General features: G+C 69.6%; 20 protein-coding genes. 9 read left to right on the forward strand and 11 right to left on the reverse strand.

What is annotated here, in order from left to right:
* Positions 1-195: 195 nt before the first annotated feature.
* From ACLJQ7_RS03295 to ACLJQ7_RS03320, 6 genes are all read right to left on the reverse strand, one after another.
* Positions 196-1182, reverse strand: coding sequence for a YihY/virulence factor BrkB family protein (locus ACLJQ7_RS03295; RefSeq protein ID WP_410646624.1), 987 nt, complete (start codon positions 1180-1182; stop codon positions 196-198).
* Positions 1183-1241: 59 nt separating this feature from the next.
* The gene (locus ACLJQ7_RS03300; RefSeq protein ID WP_410646625.1) at positions 1242-1454 is read right to left on the reverse strand and encodes a ferrous iron transport protein A; all 213 of its coding nucleotides are present in this window, start codon (positions 1452-1454) and stop codon (positions 1242-1244) included.
* The gene (locus ACLJQ7_RS03305) at positions 1451-1690 is read right to left on the reverse strand and encodes a glutaredoxin family protein (protein ID WP_410646627.1); all 240 of its coding nucleotides are present in this window, start codon (positions 1688-1690) and stop codon (positions 1451-1453) included. Before ACLJQ7_RS03305 ends, ACLJQ7_RS03300 begins: the two co-directional genes overlap by 4 nt.
* 3 nt (positions 1691-1693) lie before the next feature.
* Complete coding sequence (locus tag ACLJQ7_RS03310) at positions 1694-4582, reverse strand: helix-turn-helix transcriptional regulator (RefSeq protein WP_410646628.1); 2889 nt, start codon at positions 4580-4582, stop codon at positions 1694-1696.
* Positions 4583-4771: 189 nt separating this feature from the next.
* On the reverse strand, positions 4772-4966 hold the full coding sequence (locus tag ACLJQ7_RS03315; RefSeq protein WP_034318598.1) for a hypothetical protein: 195 nt from the start codon (positions 4964-4966) through the stop codon (positions 4772-4774).
* 13 nt (positions 4967-4979) lie between these two features.
* On the reverse strand, positions 4980-7859 hold the full coding sequence (locus ACLJQ7_RS03320; RefSeq protein ID WP_410646629.1) for a type 2 lanthipeptide synthetase LanM family protein: 2880 nt from the start codon (positions 7857-7859) through the stop codon (positions 4980-4982).
* A gap of 920 nt (positions 7860-8779) precedes the next feature.
* Here ACLJQ7_RS03320 and ACLJQ7_RS03325 point away from each other — a divergent pair.
* Positions 8780-9277 carry a hypothetical protein gene (locus ACLJQ7_RS03325; RefSeq protein ID WP_410646630.1) on the forward strand — a complete coding sequence of 166 codons (498 nt, stop codon included), beginning with the start codon at positions 8780-8782 and terminating at the stop codon, positions 9275-9277.
* Positions 9278-9344: 67 nt separating this feature from the next.
* Here the strand turns inward: ACLJQ7_RS03325 and ACLJQ7_RS03330 are convergent, their stop codons facing one another.
* Entirely contained in the window at positions 9345-9575 is a 231-nt protein-coding gene (locus ACLJQ7_RS03330; protein WP_410646631.1) for a hypothetical protein, read from the reverse strand.
* Positions 9576-9790: 215 nt separating this feature from the next.
* Between ACLJQ7_RS03330 and ACLJQ7_RS03335 the strand changes: the two genes are divergently transcribed.
* Positions 9791-11905, forward strand: a complete 2115-nt coding sequence (locus ACLJQ7_RS03335; protein ID WP_410646632.1) for an acyltransferase family protein — start codon at positions 9791-9793, stop codon at positions 11903-11905.
* A 31-nt stretch (positions 11906-11936) separates the two neighbouring features.
* Here ACLJQ7_RS03335 and ACLJQ7_RS03340 read toward each other — a convergent pair whose 3' ends face one another.
* Positions 11937-12725, reverse strand: coding sequence for a hypothetical protein (locus ACLJQ7_RS03340; RefSeq protein WP_410646633.1), 789 nt, complete (start codon positions 12723-12725; stop codon positions 11937-11939).
* A 189-nt stretch (positions 12726-12914) separates the two neighbouring features.
* On the opposite strand from ACLJQ7_RS03340, the gene ACLJQ7_RS03345 reads away from it, so the two are divergent.
* The 4 genes from ACLJQ7_RS03345 to ACLJQ7_RS03360 are packed head-to-tail and all read left to right on the forward strand — an operon-like array spanning position 12915 to position 16499.
* Positions 12915-14237 carry a M20/M25/M40 family metallo-hydrolase gene (locus ACLJQ7_RS03345; RefSeq protein WP_410646634.1) on the forward strand — a complete coding sequence of 441 codons (1323 nt, stop codon included), beginning with the start codon at positions 12915-12917 and terminating at the stop codon, positions 14235-14237.
* Positions 14237-15118 (forward strand): alpha/beta fold hydrolase, encoded by an 882-nt coding sequence (locus ACLJQ7_RS03350; protein ID WP_410646635.1) that lies wholly within the window; start codon positions 14237-14239, stop codon positions 15116-15118. The genes ACLJQ7_RS03345 and ACLJQ7_RS03350 overlap by 1 nt, the downstream gene beginning before the upstream one ends.
* A 40-nt stretch (positions 15119-15158) precedes the next feature.
* Positions 15159-15755 (forward strand): winged helix-turn-helix domain-containing protein, encoded by a 597-nt coding sequence (locus tag ACLJQ7_RS03355; protein ID WP_410646637.1) that lies wholly within the window; start codon positions 15159-15161, stop codon positions 15753-15755.
* Positions 15756-16499 carry an SRPBCC family protein gene (locus ACLJQ7_RS03360; RefSeq protein WP_410646638.1) on the forward strand — a complete coding sequence of 248 codons (744 nt, stop codon included), beginning with the start codon at positions 15756-15758 and terminating at the stop codon, positions 16497-16499. It begins immediately after the preceding gene.
* Here the strand turns inward: ACLJQ7_RS03360 and ACLJQ7_RS03365 are convergent.
* The 3 genes from ACLJQ7_RS03365 to ACLJQ7_RS03375 all read right to left on the reverse strand — a co-directional run bounded on the left by ACLJQ7_RS03365 (position 16492) and on the right by ACLJQ7_RS03375 (position 18802).
* The gene (locus ACLJQ7_RS03365; protein WP_016334446.1) at positions 16492-16713 is read right to left on the reverse strand and encodes a DUF5703 family protein; all 222 of its coding nucleotides are present in this window, start codon (positions 16711-16713) and stop codon (positions 16492-16494) included. The genes ACLJQ7_RS03360 and ACLJQ7_RS03365 overlap by 8 nt on opposite strands.
* Positions 16710-17723 carry a YncE family protein gene (locus tag ACLJQ7_RS03370; RefSeq protein WP_410646640.1) on the reverse strand — a complete coding sequence of 338 codons (1014 nt, stop codon included), beginning with the start codon at positions 17721-17723 and terminating at the stop codon, positions 16710-16712. The genes ACLJQ7_RS03365 and ACLJQ7_RS03370 overlap by 4 nt, the downstream gene beginning before the upstream one ends.
* 113 nt (positions 17724-17836) lie before the next feature.
* On the reverse strand, positions 17837-18802 hold the full coding sequence (locus tag ACLJQ7_RS03375; protein WP_410646641.1) for an aldo/keto reductase: 966 nt from the start codon (positions 18800-18802) through the stop codon (positions 17837-17839).
* Positions 18803-18939: 137 nt separating this feature from the next.
* On the opposite strand from ACLJQ7_RS03375, the gene ACLJQ7_RS03380 reads away from it, so the two are divergent.
* The 3 genes from ACLJQ7_RS03380 to ACLJQ7_RS03390 all read left to right on the forward strand — a co-directional run bounded on the left by ACLJQ7_RS03380 (position 18940) and on the right by ACLJQ7_RS03390 (position 21650).
* Positions 18940-19995, forward strand: a complete 1056-nt coding sequence (locus ACLJQ7_RS03380) for an LLM class F420-dependent oxidoreductase (RefSeq protein WP_410646643.1) — start codon at positions 18940-18942, stop codon at positions 19993-19995.
* A complete protein-coding gene (locus ACLJQ7_RS03385) occupies positions 19995-20834 on the forward strand; it encodes an undecaprenyl-diphosphate phosphatase (RefSeq protein ID WP_410646645.1) in 840 nt (279 codons plus the stop codon). Before ACLJQ7_RS03380 ends, ACLJQ7_RS03385 begins: the two co-directional genes overlap by 1 nt.
* Positions 20835-20939: 105 nt before the next feature.
* Positions 20940-21650 carry a histidine phosphatase family protein gene (locus ACLJQ7_RS03390; RefSeq protein WP_410646647.1) on the forward strand — a complete coding sequence of 237 codons (711 nt, stop codon included), beginning with the start codon at positions 20940-20942 and terminating at the stop codon, positions 21648-21650.
* Positions 21651-21722 lie beyond the last annotated feature (72 nt).

Here is a 21722-nt window from a genome sequence, read left to right on the forward strand (position 1 = left end):
CAAATCGCCCAACTCGGGCACGGCATCCCGGCCTGACTGTCCCTTATGGACAGTCAGGCCGGGATGCCGCGTTTCCTTGCACTTTCGTCGAAAACCGGACATATAAGCATCAAATCCGGCTGTCGGATAGCCCCGTTGAGTAAGCCGAACCGCCGCTCCGCCTCCTTCGGCAGTCGACGATGTCCAGTTCGTGCGTCAGTCGGCATTCTTCGTTTCGGCTTCGGCGACTGCGGCTGCCTCGTCGTCATCCATCGCCGAGGTGTCACGCGGCGGGAGGAAGGGTTCGTCGTCGGCGGGGGATCCGGAGGCCTGCTCCTTGCTACGCGCGAGTTCGGCGTCCAGTTCGGCGCCGAGAAGGACGGCGATGTTCGAGATCCACAGCCAGATCAGGAACACGATGACGCCGGCGAGCGAGCCGTAGACCTTGTTGTACGACCCGAAGTTGCTGACGTAGAAGGCGAACCCGGCGGTGGCCGCGGCCCAGAGGAGCACGGCCACGAGCCCGCCCGGTGTCAGCCAGCGGAACTTCGGTTGCCGCACGTTGGGGCTCACCCAGTAGAGCATCGCGAACGCGAGCCCCGCCAGCAGCGCGATCACCGGCCATTTCGCGATGTCCCAGACGAGGACACCGGTCGAACCGAGACCGACCAGGTCACCGAGGTAGCGGGCGATCCCGCCGGTCGCCACCACCCCGGCGGCACACAGGGCGAGCACGATCAGCACGGCGATGGTGAGCCCGATCCGCAACGGCACGGTCTTCCAGATCGGGCGGCCCTCGGGCATCGAGTAGATGACGTTGGACGCCCGCATGAACGCGCCGATGTAGCCGGAAGCGGACCACAACGCGCCCGCCGTGCCGATGATCGCCGCCGTTCCGGCCAGCCCGCCGGTCTTGGACAGCTCTTCGATCGCGCCGATCAGGATGTCCCGGCCCTGACCGGGCGCTATCCGGCCGACGTTCTCGACCAGGGCCTGGGTCGCCGACGGGCCGAGGAGCCCGAGGATCGCGGTCAGGACGAGCAAACCGGGGAAGACCGAGAGGACGCCGTAGTAGGTGAGCGCGGCCGCCCAGTCCAGCATGTTGTCGCGGTTGAACCCGGCGATCGTCCGCTTGAGCACCGCCCACCATGATCGCCGGGACAACTCGGTGGGACCGTCCGGGTCTTTCGCTGTGGCAGCCAAGGGAACCTCCTGGTGGGGATTCCTTGGCTTACCCGGTGGCGCCGGAGTGAAACGGGTGGTCAGGCCGGACGGGATCGTGGCGGCGGTGGCGGCGGGACCGTCTTCGCCAGGACGATGTCCGCCAGCCGGATCGTCGCGAGTCCGCGTTTGGTCTCCACCGTGCAGTCCGTGTCGCCACGGGAGCGGAGGTAGCCGAGCGCGTCGGTGAACCCGCCCTCGATCCGGTACCGGACGACGACTCTGGTGCCGAGCGGGACGTCCGGGAGGGTCACCGGTTCAGGTGCGCGGTGAGCTCGTCGTCGCTCGGCTCGACGAGGTGGGTGCCGTCCGGCCAGACGATGGTCGGGATGCGCCGCTCACCGTTCTGCAGCGCCCGCACGGTCTCCTCGGCGCCGGAATCCGCTTCGACGTCGACGTAGGTGTACTCGATGCCCTTCGAGTCCAGAAGGGCACGGCTGCGTTTGACGTCGGGGCACCAGCCGGCGCCGTACACGGTGAGGTCGCTCATGGATCACAGCATGCCAGGTCGCGGTCCGGCGGCTCGTTCGGCGAGGGCCGCACGGTCGGCGAGGCCGGTCTTGGCGAGCAGGCTCGCGACATGTTTCTCGACCGTCCGCGGCGAAATGTGCAGGCGGGTGCCGATGTCCTTGTTGCCCATCCGCTCGGCGAGCAGCACCAGCACCTCGTACTCGCGCACAGTGACGCCGGAAGCCCGCAGGTCACCGGGTACCCGGTCGACCCCGGAGCGGCGCTGCCGGACGGGTGCGCCGAGTTTGCGCAGGAGACTCCGGCAGGCGGCCGCGACCGCCGGGATCTCCCTGCGGTGGAAGTACTCTTCGGCCTCTTTGAGCCAGCCCGCCGGATCACCCCAGCCGTCGGCGGCGGCCGGTTCGGCGATCAGCCGAAGACCGAGATGACGGGCCAGCGGATAGGGAGCCGACGTCTCCAGCGCGGAGGCGACCGCCTGTCCGGCCGCTGCCGCGTCGCCTCGTCTGCCGTGCTCGACCGCGTGCGCGAATTCGACGAACTGCCGGTTCCACCGCATCCCGCTCACGGCGGAGCCGTCCTCCGGGCAGGGCGCGCCGCCGAGGGTGTCGACGAGCGTCCGGAGCCCGTGCTGCCCGGCGAGGTGGAACCGGCTCGGCCGCCGATCCTCCAGTTCGACGACCTGGCCGAGTTCGCGGCGGGCCCGGTCGAAGTCCTCTTCGAGCAGGGAACAGAAGACCCGCGCCAGCCCGATGCTGAGCACCATCTCCTGCGCGTTCTCCCCGCCGCTCTCCCGGAAGTCGTCGAGTGCCTGCTCCATCGCCGGGCGATCCGCCCGGTGCCCGGCGGACATCGCCCTGGTCATATGGGCGTACTGCAGCAACGCGGTCAGCCGGAGCCTGCCCAGCACGGCGAGGTTCTCCGCGAGCAACTCGTGCGCGGTGCCGAATTCGCAGCGGAGGATCGCGTGCATGGTGCGTACCGAATCGACCGCGCAGTGCAGGGTGATCGACCCGGTGCGCTGAGCGTCCGCGCGGGCGAGCAGCAGGGTCTGCTCGTCGCCGTTCATCAGCACCCGATGCCCGCCCAGCCGGACCAGCGCCTGGGTGCGCAGGTGGTGCAGATGGTCGTCCTCGGCGGTCCGCCGCGCGAGCTGCATGTAGTGCTCGGATTCGGTGAGGTCCCGCGACAGCGCGAGCATGCCGAGGACCTGCAACGCCTGGCAGACGACGAACGGCTGCTCGGTCGCCTCGGCCACCTTCCAGGCCTGCCGCGCGAGTCGTTCCGCCGTGCCCGCCCGGCCGGGAACGTCCAGCCAGAGGTTCGCTTCGACGGCGTCGAGCGCGGCCTGCTGAGCCGGCGAGATCGCCGAACCGAGGGGAGCGCGGGCGCGTTCGATCTGGCCGAGGCATTCGTCGTGCCGTCCGGCGATGTAGGCGGCCCAGGCCAGCTGGGTATGCAGTTTGGCGGCCCGTTCGAGCGTGCCGATCTCCCCGAACGCGGCGGAAAGCTCGACGGCGCGGTCGAACTGGCCGGTCTGCCCGAGCGCGTGCACCAGTGTCTCCAGCACTTCGGCCCGATCACCCGCGTCGGCCCCGGCGAGCAGGTCGACGGCCTTGGTGAGCATCGTGACCGCGGAGTCGGCGGCGCCCGCGTCGAGGGCACGGCGACCGGTTTCCGCGAACAGACGGCCTGCCGCCGGTTCGTCCAGCGCGGTCAGCCGGAGCGACGCGACGAGCGCGCACAGGTCGCCCGGCAGCCCCGGGTACAGCTTTTCGACGGCGTCGGCGGCCTGACGGGCGAGCGCCGCCTTCCGTGCGGGTGCCTGGCGAGCCAGCAACGCCTCCGCGGTCAGCGGATGACGGAAGGCGTACCAGCCGGGTGTCGTCTCGTCGGTGGTCACCAAGTTCGCCGAGACCGCGGCGCTCAGATGGTTGTGCAGGGTCCGGTCGTTGGTTCCGGTGACCGTCTGGACCACCGTCAGCGGGAAGCGACGGCCGATGATCGCCGCGACCGACAGCAGTTCGCCCGCCTGCTCGCCGAGTTGCTCCATCCGGACGCCGATACTGGTGACCAGGGCGGCGGGAACGCGGGCGCGGAGTTCGCCGATGACCCGCCAGCCGTCGCGGCCCTCGACCAGCAGTCCGTCGTTCACCATGCCGTGGAGCAGTTCCTCGACGATGAACGGAAGGCCGGCGCTGTTGCGCCACAACAGTTCGGCCGCGGCCGCTGGAAGTCTTTCCGGCTCGGTCTCGAGGCAAGCGGCGGCGAGGGCGCGGGTGTCCGCGAGGCCGAGCCTGCCCAGTTCGACCACGGCGCAGCTCATCCGCTGGGCGCCGGAGGTCGCCAGGCGCAGGGCCTCGGACGGCTCGTTGCGGAGCGTGCCGACGAACAGGGCCTGTGCCGCGGGCAGATTGTCGGCGAGGTATTCGAGAATGAACAGCGTTTCCGCGTCGGCGTCCTGGAGATCGTCGAGGACCAGGAGCGCGCCGCGGTCGCGGCTGGTGACGGCCAGCAGCCGGAACACCGCTTCGGCGAGCACCATCAGGGAACCCGACTCCCGCGGCCGGTCGCCGCGGCCCCAGTCGGGGACGAGCCGGGCGAGCACGGGGATGAACGGGTCCAGTTCGGCCGCCGCGGGCGGGCCGCCGCCGCGGAAATGCGACCACAACGCCTGGGCCAGCGGCCGGAACGGGACGAGCGGGCCGATCGAACTGGCCCGGCCCTGCAACACCGGGATGTCGGCGGCGACCGCTCGTGAGGCGGCCTCGATGGCGAGCCGTGATTTGCCGATGCCGCCTTCGCCCACGAGAAAGATCGCGCCGCCGCGGCCCGCGACGGCGCGATCGAGAGCTCCGGAGAGCTCGGCCAGTTCGGCGTCGCGGCCGATCACCCGCGACGAACGGATTCCCACCGCCGTGACTATAGCGAGCGGATTCCCCCGTCACGGCCGATGAATGATCACGAAGGCGGGTGGCGCGGACCCGCCCGGCCGAAGGCCCCGCTATCGCGGTGGCAGGACGCCTTGTTCGTGATCGTGCCGTTTCCGGCAAGGCGGTGTCCTGCCGACGTCGATCGCGGTCGCGGGTTCACCGACGGCTGCTCAGATCCAGCCGCCGGTGAAGACGCTGACGACGGACGGCGAACCGGGGTCCGTGGACAGGGTGGCGAGCGGGTTGGCGCTCAGCCGCGGCTTGCCGCCCGCCAGCGCGTGGTTGCGCGAGCCGACCTCGAGGGCGCGCGGCAGGTTCACGGCGCCGAGGACGTCTTCGGTGGCGGGCAGATCTCTCTCGTACATGCGGGTTTTCTCCTCATACTCGATTTACCGGCGGAACAACGGTTGCCGCGGGATGCGGCCGGTCGGGGCGGAGCAGGAGCGCGGAGGGGACCCGGTCACCGAATCCCAGCCGCAGCAGGCCGTAGCCGATCCCCGCCAGACCGCTCAGCAGCCCTGGCGACGGGACCGCGCCGGGCGTCCCGCAGCGGGCACCACGCTGGTCGATGGCGGCGAGCAGATGACCGGTCCGGCGGCGTACCGCGGCGGCGGCGCCAGTGTGCCCGTTCTCCGCCAGCACGCACAACACGTCCAGCACTCCGGACTCGCCGTGGCAGACACTGAGATCCTTCAGCGGCGCCCCGTCGGCCAGCCGTTTGATCGTCCGGTCGAGGTCCCTGGCGTGCCCGGGATCGGGCAGGTGAGCGGCAAGGCCGAGCGCGTCGCCTGCGAGACCGTCGCACCAGCCGCCGGTGTTTTCCGCCCGATCGTCCGCCCTTCCGGATGGTTCTTCGCCGGACCGGTCGTGCGCCCGCAGGACCCAGTCGATCCCGGCCGAACCGCGGGCGAACGACTTCTCCCGTGGACGTTCGCGGCCGAGCAATTCCGCGGCGTACCGATCGGCCCTTGCCAGTGCCGCGTCCAGTCCTGTTTGGACATACACCGACCGCATCGACGCGACACCGCCTGCCAGCCCCGTGGTGAACCCGGAGGGAGTTTCGGGAGCCGCGTCCGGCATCAGGTCGACGGCCTGCTCGATGAGATCGCCGGCGGGAAGGCCGACCAGCGTGCTGAGCCGGGCGATCGTGTACGCGACGCCGCCGAGCCCGAGAAGGCCGCCGCAGCCGGCGGTGGCGGCCAGCTCGGGGTCGGCGCGGAGCGTGGCGAAAAGGCCGGGGAGCGGGCTGATCGCGTACGCGGCCAAGTCACGGTATCGCGCGATCCCGGTCAGTTCGGCGAGCTGGGCGAGGAACAACGCGACACCGCAGTAGCCTTCGCCGAGCCCGGCGCCCATCGGCAGCACGGTCCAGTAGCGGTCATCGACGAGTTCGATCCCGAGCCAGTTGGAGCGGTGTTCGTCCGAGAAGGCGTTGGCGACGATCTGGTCGGCGATGCCGCACGCGGTGACCAGCAGTCGTTCCGCGTCGGGCGCCTGGTTCGGCGCCGCCGTTTCCGCGGTCTCGCCGCCGCCGTGCTGGCCCGCGGCCGCCGTGCTGATGGCGAGCGTGGCCGAGATCAGCCACTCCTGGTCGCGTTGGTCGAGCGGGTCCATGTCGGTGAGTTTCGCCAGCACGGTCGACAGCGACGGCCGCTCGACCACCCCGTCGACGCTCTCGCCGCGTGAATCCAGCAGCGATGTCGAGCCGGGGTTCGAGGTGAACATCGGCACGTCGCCCGACCAGAGGTCGTCCCGTTCGTGCGGTACCAGGCGGAGCAGTTTCTCCTCGTCGGCGGAATCCTCTTCGAGCAGGTCGAACGCGCGGTCGCGGTCGGCGGCGTCACGAAGCAGATCGGGATGGGTGGTCTCGTCCAGCAGCCGGAAGTAGAAGTTCGTCGGCCGGATCAGCACCCGGATGGGATCTTCGGCGCAGCGCCGGAGGTGCTCGGCGAGTTCGTCCCGGCCGGTGGAGATCGCGTCGTAGCCGAGCCGGAATCCGGCCAGCAGCGCGGCACTGTGTTCGGCGGGCGTGATGTCGCGGCCGTCGAGACGCGGCAGGTTGTTCCCGCCCGCGAGTTCGCCGGGCACCCGCACCAGCCGCATGCGATCGGTGCCCGGATCGGCCCAATCGACGCGGTCGGTGGGCAGCTTCCCGCCGCGGCCGGCGAGGCCGGAGATGTCGACGGCGCCGTGCTCCCCGGCGAAGAGCTGGGGGAGCAGAAGCGTGCGCTGGACCGATCGCGCCAGCATCGCCGCCGCGGGATCGCCCTCCGGCGGATCGGGGGGCGACGGCTGGAACAGCGTTTCGATGTCGATCAGCACGGGCTGGTCGCCGCAGGCGATGATGTTCTCGTAGTGGACGTCGGTGGCGTCGAGCGCGTACAGGAGCGCGAGAAGGATGCCCTGCCGCCGGTAGAAGCGGTCGACGTCACCGATATCGGCGCACGGCCGGTGCTCGACGAACCGGAGCCAGCCGTAGCCCGCCCGCGGTAGCGCGTCCGCGGTCCGCAGTTCGAACCCGGGCAGCCGTTTGTTCAGCTGCGTGACGACGTCGCTGAACCGTTCGTGCAGGATCAGCGGCCGTGGTTTGTAGATCACCTTGGCACCGCTGGAGAACCGGAGCAATTTGACCGAACGTCCGCGTGCGTGCGAGTCGCCGATCCCGCCCGCGACCTCCACGAGCGTGCCGAGTTCGCCGTCGACGACCGAGCAGGGCAGCAAGGCGGCGTCGGCAGAGAACCTGGCCAGCGTTTCGGCGTGGGCTTCGGCGGCGTGAAGGCACGCCTGGGCCACGAGCCGGGCCAGGACCGGATACTCGCCGAACAACCGGACGAGGCCGGCCGGAGTGGCCTGCCTGCGCACGAAATCGGAGAAGCGCTCTTCGGGCGTTTCGCCCTGGAGGTCTCCGGCCTTGCGGCCGCGGTGGAGTTCGAGGACCAGTGTGCGGACCGCGAGTTTGAGCAGATGCTGGTCGAGCTGGGCCGCGAAACCCCGGCGGAGGGACTCGACCTCGGCGCCGGGGAGGTCGTCCGGGACCGCGGCACGCGAAGCGGCGTGGACGAGCGACCTGAAGACCCCGGCGAACTCGACACGCCAGTCACCGGCTGGGGGTCGCTCCGGCAGAAGCGCGGTGACGGCGTGTTCGGCGAAGTCCGCCCATGCGGGCTTGTCCGCTGTCCGTTCGCGCGGGGTCTGGCCGTGTACCCACCACCTCGGCGGCAGGGACGTCGCCGATGGTGGGGGCGTCACGACGGTCATGGTTTCAGTTCGGCCGGGCACGCACATGGGGGCGACACCCCCACATTCAGCGCACGCACGAAGATGTCCGGAGAGTGACGGCCGTGCACTCTCACACCGGAATATGGGGTCCCGGCCCCCATGCGCGGGGACCGGTCCCGGCCGCACCATGGTCGGGTGGCGCGGAACTCGCGGTGGCCGCAGGGGATCACCGCGGTGTCGGGCGCGGGCCGGTTACTGGGGGTCCGGCCCGCGCCTCCTGGGGCCGGGGCAAAGAATGGACCCGAAATCGGCGGCCACTTTTCTGTGGTGAAAAACCGGAACCCGGTAAAGGGACACGGGCGTGTCCCTTTACCGGGTCGCAAACACGAGGGGCCGACCCGCGCCAACAGATCGGCCCCCGTCGAACCCTGTGCTCAGAGCGTCAGACCAGCCATCCGAGCACGTGGGCCAGGTGCGCGAGCAGACCCGAGATCAGGTCGTGGCCGTGGTGCACGTGCTGGGTGAACATCTGCATTGAGGGGCTCCTTGTATCGGATTTCGTGTTCGGTTGTGCTCTCGCGAGGAGCGATCGAAGATTTTCACCACGTTGGCAGGCTGTCAAAAAACGATTTCCCGGGCCGACGGCGAGCCGTGAATCTTCCCACGATAAACGCGTAAGTCTTTCGTGTTTTGCGCCAGGGGCGGGCTTCGCGCGCGCTGACACTGTGGGTAGCAACCCTGAGCCTGGCCGATGTGGAAGCTGGGCCTCCGCTACGGCAAGTGGGCAGGCACGTGACACGAACCGGTGATCCACATGCCACGAATGGTGAGTCGGCGAGAATCACCGATATGGGTGACGAACCGTGGTTGTCGGTGCCCGATCGCACGGGGGAAGACGCTTCGCGCCGGATGGGACGGGACGGTGGTTTCCCATCCACTCACCGGAAAGGGGTCTTCCTGTGTTCCGTCGAAAGATCGCGGCCGTCGCCATCGCGGTGGCCGCCGGGTTCGGCTTGACCGTGACGGCGGCGGGTACCGCCTCCGCCGGCACCGTGACCCAGTCCTGCCTCCCCTACAGCGGTCCGAGAACCGTGAACGTGACGATCACCGCGCCGGCCACCGTGACGCGCGGAGTGCCCGTGCCGGTCTTCGTCAAGGTCGACGGCGTCGAGCCATGGGCGAATTCGGAGCTGACGGCGGGGTCGGCCCGGTTGGTCGGCTTCCTGCGACAGGGAGGGGCGGGCACCGGCGAGATCAAGATCGACGTGCTGAACAACCCGGCCACGATCCGTACCGGTGGCCACTTCAGCGTCGAGAGCACCCAGCAGGTCGCGTTCTCGACTCCCGGAACCGTCACCCTCGGCCTCCATCGCTTCGGCAAGCCGCTCACCTACTGGTGGTGCTCCCTGCCCGCGGACCAGCAGCCGCCGGTGGCCGCGACCGTGACGGTGAACTGACCGCGCTTCGGTTCGCACCCTGGCTCCGGCGGCGCGGATTCGCGCCGCCGGAACCAGGCTTCGTGGGCTACCGCTTGACGTAGAGGTCCCACGACCAGGTCGACGCGGAGCAGAAGTAGGCCGACCACCGGCCACTCTGCTGGCCCGAGTGGCCGTTGAGCCGGCAATCGCCCTCAGTCGACCAGCTGGACTCGTAGTAGTACCTCGGATCGACACCCGCGCTTGCCGGCTGCGCGAACGCGATCGTCGAGGCCAGCGCGCCCAGGACGGCGGCGGTCGCCGCGATCTTCTTCTTCACTTGTGAAGCCCCAGTTCTGTGCTCGGAACACGTGCTTGCACAAACAATCACGAACCGGACTCGCTTGTCCGCCGAACGCCCGAATTCACCTCCACGCCCGTGTCGGCCGGACACGGGAGGGTGAGGACAGGTGGTCGAGTGGGTGTTCTACGCTCTTGGCCGGGTGGCCGCCTTGTCCCGCGCGGCCGAAGCGATGGGGCTGGGGGGGGTTCGCGATGGCGCTCGCGCAGGTTGAAGCGACGGTTCCGCCGAGAGCGGCGCCGGCCGAGTCACGCGTCCAGCGCCGGGATATCCAGGGGTTACGTGCGCTGGCCGTCGGTTTGGTGATCGTCTACCACCTTCGACCGGAATGGCTGCCTGGCGGCTTCATCGGTGTCGACGTCTTCTTCGTCATCTCCGGATATCTGATCATCGGCACACTCGCCGGCGAACTGCGCCGCACCGGCACCATCCGCCTGCGCGAGTTCTACGCCCGCCGCATCCGGCGCCTTTTGCCCGCCGCGTCGGTCGTCCTGCTGTGCACCGTGCTCGTGACCTGGCTGTTCCTGCCGATCTCCCGCTGGCCCGCCATCATGAGCGACGTCTTCACCTCCGCGCTGAATGTCCAGAACTGGGCGCTGGCCGCCCAGTCCGCCGACTACGCCCACGCCACCGCCGCCGCGTCGCCGGTCCAGCACTTCTGGTCACTCAGCGTCGAAGAGCAGTTCTACCTCGTCATCCCCCTGATCCTGCTCGTCTGCGCTCGCCTGGCCCACCGCGCCGGGCCGAAGGCCGCCCGTCACGCCGTCATCGCCGTCGCGCTCGTCACCGCCGCGTCGTTCGTGTTCTCGGTGGTCTACAGCGAGGTCGACCACGGGCGCGCCTACTTCGTGACACCCACCCGGATGTGGGAACTCGGACTCGGCGGCCTCGCCGCGATGACCGTGCATCGGATCCGGCTCAAGGGTCGGGTCCGGCTGCTTCTCGGCTGGGGCGGGATGGTCGCCGTCGTGGTCAGTTCGTTCGTGCTGACCACCGCGATGGCGTTCCCCGGCTACCTCGCCCTCCTGCCGACGCTGGGCACCATCGGACTGTTGCTGGCCGGGACCGTCGCCGCGGACCAGCGAGTGGCACGCCCGGAAGTCTCGGTCGTGCTGGGCCTGCAGCCGCTGCGCTACCTGGGCGACATCTCCTACAGCCTGTACCTCTGGCACTGGCCGGTGATCGTGGTGGTCCTGCAGCTAGCGGCCAGCACGGAACTGACGCGGCGGCAGGCGGTGGGTGTCTTCGTGCTCAGCCTGGCGCTGGCCATGGTGACCAAACACGTGGTCGAAGACGCCTTCCGCAGCGGGAAGACCGCGCTGCCACCGTTCCGGCGCCGCACACCCCGGCTCCGCAACGCCTACCTGCTCGGAGCGGTCCTGGTCGCGGTGACGACGATCATGGCGGCGGTACCGTGGAAGTACGCCTCGGCGGAACTCGTCCGCCTCGCGTCGGCCACCAGCCTCGATGAAGGTCACCCGGGCGCCCTCGCGCTCGACAGGGACAACCCGATGGCGGCGCCGGACGGCGTCCCGCTGACTCCTGACCCGGCTGTCGCGGCACAGGACTGGCCGCTGAGGGACCTGTCCGTCAACTGCTCCTCGTACGACATCGAGAACTGGCCGCCCACCGGTGACAAATGCACGTACGGCACGGCGACCGCGCCGAAGACGATCGTGCTCGTGGGCGACTCGCACGCGGCGATGTTCAGTACCGTTCTCGCGCGGTTCGTGCGCGAGCATCCCGAGTGGCGGGTGAAGATGATGCTGCGTAACGGCTGCCCCTTCACGGCCATCGCGCCGGCAGGCCTCACCGTCTGCTCCGACCAGAACGAACGTGAACTCGCCGGAATCCTCGCCATGAGGCCGGAACTCGTGGTGACCTCCGCGATGTCTCCCGAGTCCTATGACAAGGACCTGAAATGGCGCTGGGAGTCGCGTGCGCAGACCGTGGAAGGGTACGAGTCCATGCTGCGGCGTATCTCGGACGCCGGTATCCGGACCGGCGTGATCCGCGACGTGCCCCGGCCCGCCAAGAACACCCCGCGGTGCCTGGAAACCAACCCCGGCAGGCACACGGAATGCGACACGGCCCTTGGTGAGGCGTTCGGCCAGGACAAGGACCCGTTGGTGGAGGCCGCCGGACGCGTGCCACGCACGACGGTCGTCGACCTGACCCCGTGGCTCTGCACCGGCGACGTGTGCCCGGCTGTCGTCGGCAACGTCGTGGTGTACCGGGACAATCACCTCACGGACTCGTACGTGCGCACTCTCTACAGGCCCCTGACCGCGGGACTCGGCTTGCTCTGACAGGACGAACGAGGTCCTCGCACGGGCCGGTCTAGCCGCCGATCCGCGACGAAGGGTGGATCGGCGCGCCGGATTCGAACAGCTCCAGGGGAAGCGTGCGGACGGTGTCGGTCTTCGGGTCGAGGTGACGACAGGAGATGCCCGGCACGTGGATCCACTGGCCCACGACCGAGGAACCGGAAGGCCGTCGTTTGGTGGAGCCGAATTCGAAGCGGACGTGCTCGGGCATGTCGCAGGCTTCGTACTCGGTGACGTTCTGGTGCCGTAGCACGATCTCGACCCGGTCGCGGATGATCGGTCCGGCGGTGAGGTCCGCGCGGTAGGAGATGGTGCCCTGTTCGGTACGTCCGTCGGTCAGCCCGGTGCCCTGGAACTTGATGTCGCGCAGGACGTACTCGTAACTTTCGCCGAGGTAGGTGACCGTGCAGGTCGCCGTCTTGGTGCGGCCGGGATCGAAAGCGGGACAGGACGAGCGTGCGCCAGGGTCGACGTGGTTGGCGAAGTCGGTCACCTTCTGCAGTGCTTCCCAGGCGATCCGCTCCCGCACGGGCGCGGAGGCGGCCGGCTTGGGCGGGAGGCCGCTCAGGTCCGGCTCGGGGTAGGCCTTCGGGACGGTGCCGCGGCGCAGGGTCGAAAGGTCGGCCGGCGGCGCCGTGCTCGTGGGCGCGGTGCTCGCCGGAGACGACGGTGGCGTGGTGGGCTGAGGCGCGGGCGGGCTGCCGCAGGCGGAGGCGAACAGGAGCAGCGCCGTTCCCGCCGGGACGAGGACGGTGGCTTTCACCCCAGCACGGATCACGCCGGTCATCTCCGATCTCGCCATTCCGGCGACCAGTTCGCCCGGTCCGTTCGGGAGCGAAGCTAACAGGGGAGCGGTCGTGGGGTCAGCGTGAGAAATGCCGTCATCGGGGACGATCGTCATGGCCGGGCCGCGCGCGGAGTGGGTCTTCACACCCCGTCCACCACGCGGTGGCAGCGGGTCGGTGGGCTCCACCAATGGTAGGAATGCCTGGTGACCGAACCGAATTTGATCGAAGCAGCCGCCGAAGAGGCAGTCACCCTCACCAGTGAACTGATCCGCATCGACACGACCAACACGGGTGACCCCGACACGCTGGTCGGTGAACGTGCCGCGGCGGAGTACGTCGCCGAGAAGCTCACCGACGCGGGCTACGAGATCACCTATGTCGAGTCCGGCGGCAAGAACCGGCACAACGTGATCGTCCGGCTGCCGGGCGCCGACCCGTCGCGGGGCGCGCTCCTGATCCACGGTCATCTCGACGCCGTTCCCGCCGACGCCTCGGAGTGGTCGGTGCACCCGTTCTCCGGCGCGATCCAGGACGACTACGTCTGGGGCCGCGGTGCCGTGGATATGAAAGACATGTGCGCGATGGCGCTCGCGCTGGCCCGCCACTACAAGATCAACGGCATCGTCCCGCCGCGTGACCTCGTCTTCGCGTTCCTCGCCGACGAAGAAGCGGGCGGCAAGTACGGCGCGCAGTGGCTGGTCGAGAACCGGCCCGAGCTGTTCGAGGGTGTCACCGAGGCGATCAGCGAGGTCGGCGGCTTCTCGATCACGCTGAAGGACAACGTCCGCGCGTACCTCATCGAGACGGCCGAAAAGGGCATCCGCTGGATGAAGCTGCGGGTGCGCGGCACCGCCGGTCACGGCTCGATGATCCACCGCGACAACGCAGTCACCAAGCTGTCCGAGGCCGTCGCCAGGCTCGGCAACCATCGCTTCCCGCTGGTCATGACCGACTCCGTCCGCGAGTTCCTGGACGGCGTCACCGAGATCACCGGCTGGGACTTCCCCGAGGACGACATCGAGGGTTCCGTCGCGAAACTCGGCAACATCTCCCGGATGATCGGCGCGACCCTGCGCGACACGGCGAATCCGACGATGCTCACCGCGGGCTACAAGTCGAACGTCATCCCGTCCGTCGCGGAGGCTTCGGTCGACTGCCGGATCCTTCCCGGCAGGCTCGAGGCGTTCAACGCCGAACTGGAGGAGATCCTCGGCCCGGACATCGAGAAGGAGTGGATGGAGCTGCCGCCGGTCGAAACGACCTTCGACGGCGCTCTGGTCGACGCGATGACGAACGCGGTCCTCGCCGAGGACCCGGGCGCCCGCACGCTCCCGTACATGCTCTCCGGCGGCACCGACGCGAAATCGTTCCAGTCGCTCGGGATCCGCAACTTCGGGTTCGCCCCGCTGCAACTGCCCGCGGACCTCGACTTCTCCGCGCTGTTCCACGGCGTCGACGAGCGTGTCCCGGTCGACGCGCTGAAGTTCGGCGTGCGGGTGCTCGACCGCTTCCTCCGCTCTGCCTGATGCCCGGTCTGCTGGCCGCCGACGGGACACCCCTGCACTTCGACCGCTGGGGTGATCCGTCGGCGCCGGTGACCGTGGTGCTCCTCCACGGGTACGCCCTCGACAGGCGAAGCTGGCGTGCCATCGCGCCGGTGCTGTCCGAGGCGTCCTCGGACGAACCGCTGGCCGTGGTGGCCTACGACCAGCGCGGCCACGGCGAATCCGGTGAGGTCCGGGCCTCGTCGGCGACCATGGGGAAGCTCGCCGACGATCTGGCCGAGGTGCTGGACAAGGTGGTCCCCGGCGGGAAGGTGGTGCTGGTCGGCCATGACATGGGCGGACTCGCGATCCTGTCGCTCGCCCAGCGCCATCCGGACGTCTTCGCGGCGAGGGTGGCGGGAATCGGGTTGCTCGCCATGTCGGCCGGCGGCGTCACCCCGGACGCGATCTGGCCGAACGCGCTCGGGAAACTCGGCCGTGATCTGGAGATCGTCTTCGGGACGAAACTGATCGGCCTGGTCCGGGAGCACACGAGCAAGGCGGTGACGGCCGGGCTGCGGTGGTGGCTGTTCGGCGACGACCCGGTGCCCGCCGACGTCGAACTGACCGTGCGGATGATCCGTGGCAACTGGCCGCAGACGGTGTCCGCCTTCCGTCCAGCACTGGACGCCTACACGCGTGAATCGGCGTTGTCGCAGGTCGGGGCGGTTCCGGTGACGGCGATCGTGGGGGAGCGGGACAAGCTCGTTCCGACGGCGGATGTCGAGGAGCTGGCGGGTGCGGTGGAGAACGGGACGGCCGTGGTGCTGCCCGGCGTCGGGCACGTCGTGCCGCTCGAGGCGGCTCCGCAGGTGATTCCCCGCGTTCTGGCGCTGGCGACCACCGCTCGCCGACAAGCCTGACTGTCTTGACAAGAACTATGTTCGGTGACACCGTCTTGCCATGTTCTCCGTTGCGGTGATCGAGGACGCGGAAGCGGCCGAAGTGTCGCTAGATCCGGTCCGGGCCCGGCTGCTCGCCGAACTCGCCGAACCGGCGTCGGCCACGATGCTGGCCGCGCGGGTCGACCTGCCGAGACAGAAGGTGAACTACCACCTTCGCGCGCTGGAGAAGCACGGGCTCGTGGAGCTCGTCGAGGAGCGACGGAAGGGCAACGTCACCGAGCGCATGATGCGCGCGGCGGCGTCGTCGTATGTCATTTCGCCGACAGCGCTCTCGGCCGTGCAGCCCGATCCGGCCCAGTCACCGGACCGCCTGTCCGCACGCTGGTTGCTCGCGGTGGCGGGCAGGCTGGTGCGCGATGTCGGCCTGCTGATCACCGGTTCGGCCAAGGCACGAAAACGGGTCGCGACCTTCGCGATCGACGGCGAGGTGCGGTTCTCCTCCGCCGCGGACCGGGCCGCGTTCGCCGAAGAGCTCACCGTCGCGATCACGAAGCTGGTGAGCAAATACCACGACGAAGGCGCCGAACAGGGCCGCGACCATCGGATCGTCGTCGCCGTCCACCCGAGCGTCCGCACCGAGCCCGAGGAGCGCTGAATGGGCCACGAATTCGAGATCACCGATCGCGTCGAGGTCGACGCGACACCGGAACAGGTCTGGGACGCCATCGCGACCGGGCCGGGGATCACGTCCTGGTTCATGGGGCGCAACGAGGTCGACGGAGGCGTCGGCGGCACCGTGAAGACCGCTTTCGGCGGCTTCGAACCCACCTCGGCGATCACGTCATGGGACCCGTTGGAACGGCTCGTCTACGGTACGGAACCCGCTCCGGACGGACGCTTCGTCGCCTACGAGTTCCTCATCGAGGGCCGGTCCGGCGGCAGTACCGTGCTGCGGACCGTGACGAGCGGTTTCCTGCCCGGCGACGACTGGGAAGACGAGTTCGAGGCGATGACCGCCTGCGGCGAGCTGTTCTTCCGCACCCTCGTCGAGTACCTCAACGGTTTCGCCGGCCGGAAAGCGGTGCCGGTGACCGTGTTCGGGCCGGTGATCGAGGACTGGGACAGCGCGTGGCTGACGCTCGGCCGGGAACTCGGCCTCGCCGGGCGGCCGCAGACGGGGGACCGGGTCCGCCTGTCCACCGGGTCGGTGTCCACTGTGGACGGCGAGGTCTATTTCGCGAACGCGCAGACGGTCGGGATCCGGACCGAGGACGCGCTGCTGAGGTTCGTCCGCGGCTTCGCCGGGCCGATGTGCGCGATGCATCACCTGTTCGGCGACGTCGACTCCGCGGAACAGGAAGCGCTCTGGACCGAGTGGCTCGGCCGGGTGTTCAAGTGATGAGGCCGGGCAGGGGTGTGGCGGTGCGCTTGCGGCGCAACCACACCCTCCGTGTCCCATCGGAGTAGAGCCGGACGGTCGAGAGCTCCCAGCCGGCGAATTCGGCGTGGATCGACAGCTGCGTCGCCGCCGCACGCCGGGAAACACCGGGCGGAAGCTGCAACCGCCGGTACTCCCAATCCCCTTCGACCACCGCCTCGTCCACCACTGTCATGGCGTGATCACCTGGATCCCTTCTCCGATGGCCGAGCCGACGACCACACGGCCGCTCTGCTCGTCGACGGTGACCGAATCTGGCTGCCGCACGGTGGGGAACCGGTGCTTCTCGAGCGGTTCTCCGCCGCGGACGTCGAAACCGACGACCTCGTTGCGTCCGGTGAGCGTGACCCAGGCGAGGCCTCGGGCGCGGTCGTAGGCGATGCCGTACGCGCCGCCAGGAACGGGATAACGCTGGCGCAGCAGCAACGGCGTCGTGGAGAACGCCAGCAACGCGCCCGCCCGCGCGTCGGTGACGAAGACACGGCCGAGGTCGTCGGTGACGGCGTTGGCCGCGCCGTCACCCGCCCGCAGACCCTCGCCGATCTTGCCCTGGTCGAGGTCGACGGCGAACAGGGCGGTGCGGAGCTTGTCGAGCACGACCACGCCGTCACCGGTGTTCAGCACGTCGTCGGCGCTGTAGATCTGGCCGGTGATGGTCTTCGGCCCCGCGTTCTTCGACAGCACCTCGACGGCCTTGCGGTCCCGCACCGAGACCAGCGTCGCGTCTCCGTCGGCGAGACCGGCGGACGGCTGCCCCGCGATCGGGACCGTCTCCAGCGCGCCACCGGGCAAGGAGACCTTCGCCAGCAGGCTTTTGCCCGGAACACTGGCGAGCACCTGGGATCCGGAGACGGTGAGCCGCTCGGGGGGCCCCGGCAAGGCCACGGTCGTCTTCGGAGCGTCCAGGGCGGCGAGATCGTAGATACGCAGCGAGGGCGGCTCCGAAACCGCGACGACCAGCGTCTTGCTCGCCTCGTCGGTCACCAGCGCCTTCACGCCCGGCACCGCGAACACCGACCCCGCGGGCTTGACCGTCACCGCGGGGGAGACCGCCGCGGTCGCCGCGACGGGGTTCTGCACGATCTGCAAGGTGTCGTTCGGTGTGTCGTCCGTACTACAGGACGAGAGCACCAGGACACCGGCGAGCGGGATCGCGATCCGGGAAACGGCGGACAGCCGACCCACCTTGGTGCCTCCACCTGCTACTCGTCGTACGGACCTGTCCAGCATCCTCCAGGAACTCCACCACGTCACGTCCGCGTCACCCAACAGTCACCTGATCCAGTATTCGAGACGGCTCACAGGCCGCGTTCCGGGTACCCGACCTCGATCGCGCTGACGTCGTCGAGCGCCGAACGGATGGCGGGCGGGAGCGTGATCTCCTCGGCCGTGAGCGAACCGGTCAGCTGACCGGTGTCACGGGCTCCGACCACGGGCGCGACCACTCCGGGCCGGTCGCGGACCCACGCCAGCGCGACGGCCAGCGGCGAGGTCCCGAGGCCGTCCGCGGCCGTCGCGACCGCCTGCACGATCCGGGCCGCGCGATCGGTCCGGTGATGTTCGACATAGCCGGCGAAAACACTCGAAGCGCCGCGCGAGTCGGCGGGCGTGCCGGTGCGGTACTTGCCGGTGAGCACGCCCCGGCCGAGCGGTGCCCACGGCAGGAGCCCGATGCCGTGGTGCTCCGCGGCCGGGACGACCTCGCGATCGACGCCGCGCTCCAGCAGCGAGTACTCGACCTGCGTCGAGACCAGCGGAGCGGCGGCGGAGCTGCGGGCGGCGGCGGTCGCGAGCTGCCAGCCCGAGTAGTTGGAGACGCCGACGTAGCGGACCTTGCCGCTGGTCACGGCGTACTCGAGAGCGGCGAGTGTCTCGTCGACCGGCACGGTGGTGTCCCAGGCGTGCAACTGCCACAGGTCGATGTGGTCGGTGCCGAGCCGCCGGAGCGAGCCGTCGAGCGCGCTCAGGAGGGCGCCGCGCGAGGCGCCGCCACCGAACGGGCCGTCGGTGCGGCGAGCCACGGCCTTGGTCGCGAGCACGATGTCGTCCCGGGGGACGAGGTCGCCGAGCAGCGCCCCCAGGACGCGTTCGCTCTCGCCCTCGCCGTAGATGTCGGCGGTGTCGACCAGGGTGCCCCCGGCGTCGACGAACGCGACCAGCTGGCTGGCCGCCTCCTCCGAGTCGGTGTCGCCACCCCACGTCATGGTCCCGAGGGCCGTCCGCGAGACCCGCAGTCCCGACCGGCCGAGCTGTCGCTTTTCCACGACGGGCGAGCCTAGCCGGAAGGCAAGTGCGGGACGCGGAGCAGGTGAGCGTGTCGTGATCGAGTACCACCGTGCGGGTCATCACCGTGTCAACACCCTGAACGGAGGAGTGACGCTCCGATGGATACATTCACGCCGTGCGACTCGGACTGAACTTGGGCTATTGGGGCGCGGGCGGCCCCGCTGCCGACGCGGCCAACCTGGCATTGGCGAAGAAGGCGGACGAACTGGACTACGCGGTCGTCTGGGCCGCGGAGGCCTACGGGTCGGACGCGCCGACAGTGCTTTCGTGGGTGGCGGCGCAGACCTCACGGATCGACGTGGGCAGCGCCGTGCTCCAGATCCCCGCGCGGACACCGGCGATGACCGCGATGACCGCCGCGACCCTGGACACGCTTTCGGGCGGCCGGTTCCGGCTCGGCCTGGGTGTTTCCGGCCCGCAGGTCTCCGAAGGCTGGCACGGCGTGAAGTTCGCGTCGCCGCTGGGCCGCACGCGCGAATACGTCGAGATCGTCCGCAAGGCGCTGAGCCGCGAGCGGGTCCGGTACGACGGCGATCACTTCCAGCTGCCCCTGCCCGGCGGGCCCGGCAAGGCGCTGACCTTGACCGTGCACCCGGTGCGCGACGAGATCCCGGTGTACCTGGCCGCCATCGGCCCGAAGAACCTCGAACTGACCGGTGAGATCGCGGACGGCTGGTTGCCGGTGTTCTACTCGCCCGAACACGCCGGCGAGCAGCTGAAACTGATCCAGGCAGGCGCGGACAAGGCCGGGCGGGCCCTCGACGGCTTCGACGTCGTCCCCACCGTCCCGCTCGTGGTCGGCGACGACTGGAAGTCCTGCGCCGACGCGGTCCGCGGGTACGCGGCGCTGTACATCGGCGGGATGGGCAGCCGCGAGAAGAACTTCTACAACCAGCTCGCCTGCCGGATGGGCTTCGAGCGCGAAGCCGCCGACGTCCAGCAGAAGTACCTGGGCAGGGACTACGAGGGCGCCATGGCGGCCGTGCCGCTGGAGTTCATCGACGCGACGTCGCTGCTGGGCCCGAAGGAGCGCATCGCCGAACGGATGCAGGCCTTCGCCGGGTCCGGCGTCACGACGCTGACCGTCGCGCCCGCCATGCCGGATCCGGAGGGCTCCGCACGCGCCCTCGAAATCGCGGCCGAGGCGATCGAAACGGCCGGTGTCGCCTGATGGGCTGGTTCGAAGCGCTGGTCCTGGGTCTCGTCCAGGGCCTGACGGAGTTCCTGCCGATCTCCTCCAGCGCGCACCTGCGGATCACCGCGGCGCTCGCCGGCTGGGACGACCCGGGCGCGGCGTTCACCGCCGTGACCCAGATCGGCACCGAACTCGCGGTCATCCTGTACTTCTCGACCAAGATCGGGAAGATCCTCCGCGCCTGGTTCTTCTCCATCTACAAGAAGGACTGGCGCCAGGACCCCGACGCCCGGCTGGGCTGGCTGATCATCGTCGGCTCGCTGCCGATCGTGGTGCTGGGCCTGCTGCTGCAGGACGCCATCGACGAAACCTTCCGTGACCTGCGGATCACCGCGACGACACTGATCGTGTTCGGCCTGATCCTCCTGGTGGCCGACCGCATCGGGAAGCAGCAGCGCACCCTCGACCACCTGACCGTGCCCCACGGCCTCGGCTTCGGGTTCGCCCAGGCACTGGCGCTGATCCCGGGTGTCTCGCGCTCCGGCGGCACCACCAGCGCCGGGCTGCTGCTCGGCTACACCCGCGCGGAGGCGGCGGAGTACTCGTTCCTGCTGGCGCTGCCGGCGGTGTTCGGCTCGGGGCTGTACAAGCTGACCGACATCGGCAAGGACGGCGCCCCGGCACAGTGGGGGCCGACGATCCTGGCGACGCTGGTCGCGTTCGGCGTCGGGTACGCCGTCATCGCCTGGCTGATGTCCTACATCAAGACCAAGAGCTTCGTGCCGTTCGTGATCTACCGGCTCGTGCTCGGCGCCCTGCTGTTCGTGCTGATCTTCACCGGCGTCCTGGACCCCGGCGCGGGTCCGCACCTGTAGCTCCCACGCGTTTCGTCCTCTGGACGCGGTCCTTGCACGCGCAAGTGCCGCATCCAGAGGACGAAACGCGGGAGTGGGCAAAGCACGACACGTAGGGTGGGCCACGTGAGTACTGTGATCCTTCTGCGCCACGGCAAGTCCACGGCGAACGGTTCGGGCGTCCTGGCCGGGCGCACGCCCAAGGTCGGCCTGGACGACACCGGCCGGGCGCAGGCGGCCGCGCTCGTCGAGCGCCTGGCGCCGGTCCCGCTCGCCGATCTGGTGGTCTCACCGATGCTCCGCTGCCGCCAGACGGTCGCGAAGCTGGCCGAGGCACGCGGTCTGGACAAGCTCAAAGAGCCCGCTTTGTCCGAAGTGGACTACGGCGAATGGACCGGGCGCGCGCTCAAGGATCTGTTCAAGGAACCACTGTGGCGAGTCGTGCAGGCGCATCCCTCGGCCGCGGTCTTCCCCGGCGGGGAAGGGCTCGCCGAGATGCAGGCGCGGGCGGTCGCCGCCGTTCGCGCGCACGACGCGAGGATCACCGCGAAGCACGGTGAGAACGCGGTGTGGCTCTTATGCAGCCATGGCGATGTGATCAAGGCGATCCTCGCCGACGCGCTCGGCCAGCATCTCGATTCCTTTCAGCGGATCGTGGTCGACCCGGCGTCGGTTTCGGTCGTCCGGTACACCGAGACTCGTCCGTTCGTGTTGCGCGTCAACGACAACGGCGGCGACCTGGCCGGGATCGCCCCACCCGAGCCGAAGGCCAAAGCCAAGCGCGGCAAGGGAAAGCGCAGCTCCGACGCGGTGGTGGGCGGTACCACCGGAGCGTGACCACTCCCCGTCGGTGGTGTCACCGCCACGGACGGCATCCACCGGCCCCTCGCTGCCCGTAAGGTGGCCAGA

It is taken from the genome of Amycolatopsis sp. cmx-4-54, from assembly GCF_046548895.1.
GTDB lineage: Bacteria > Actinomycetota > Actinomycetes > Mycobacteriales > Pseudonocardiaceae > Amycolatopsis.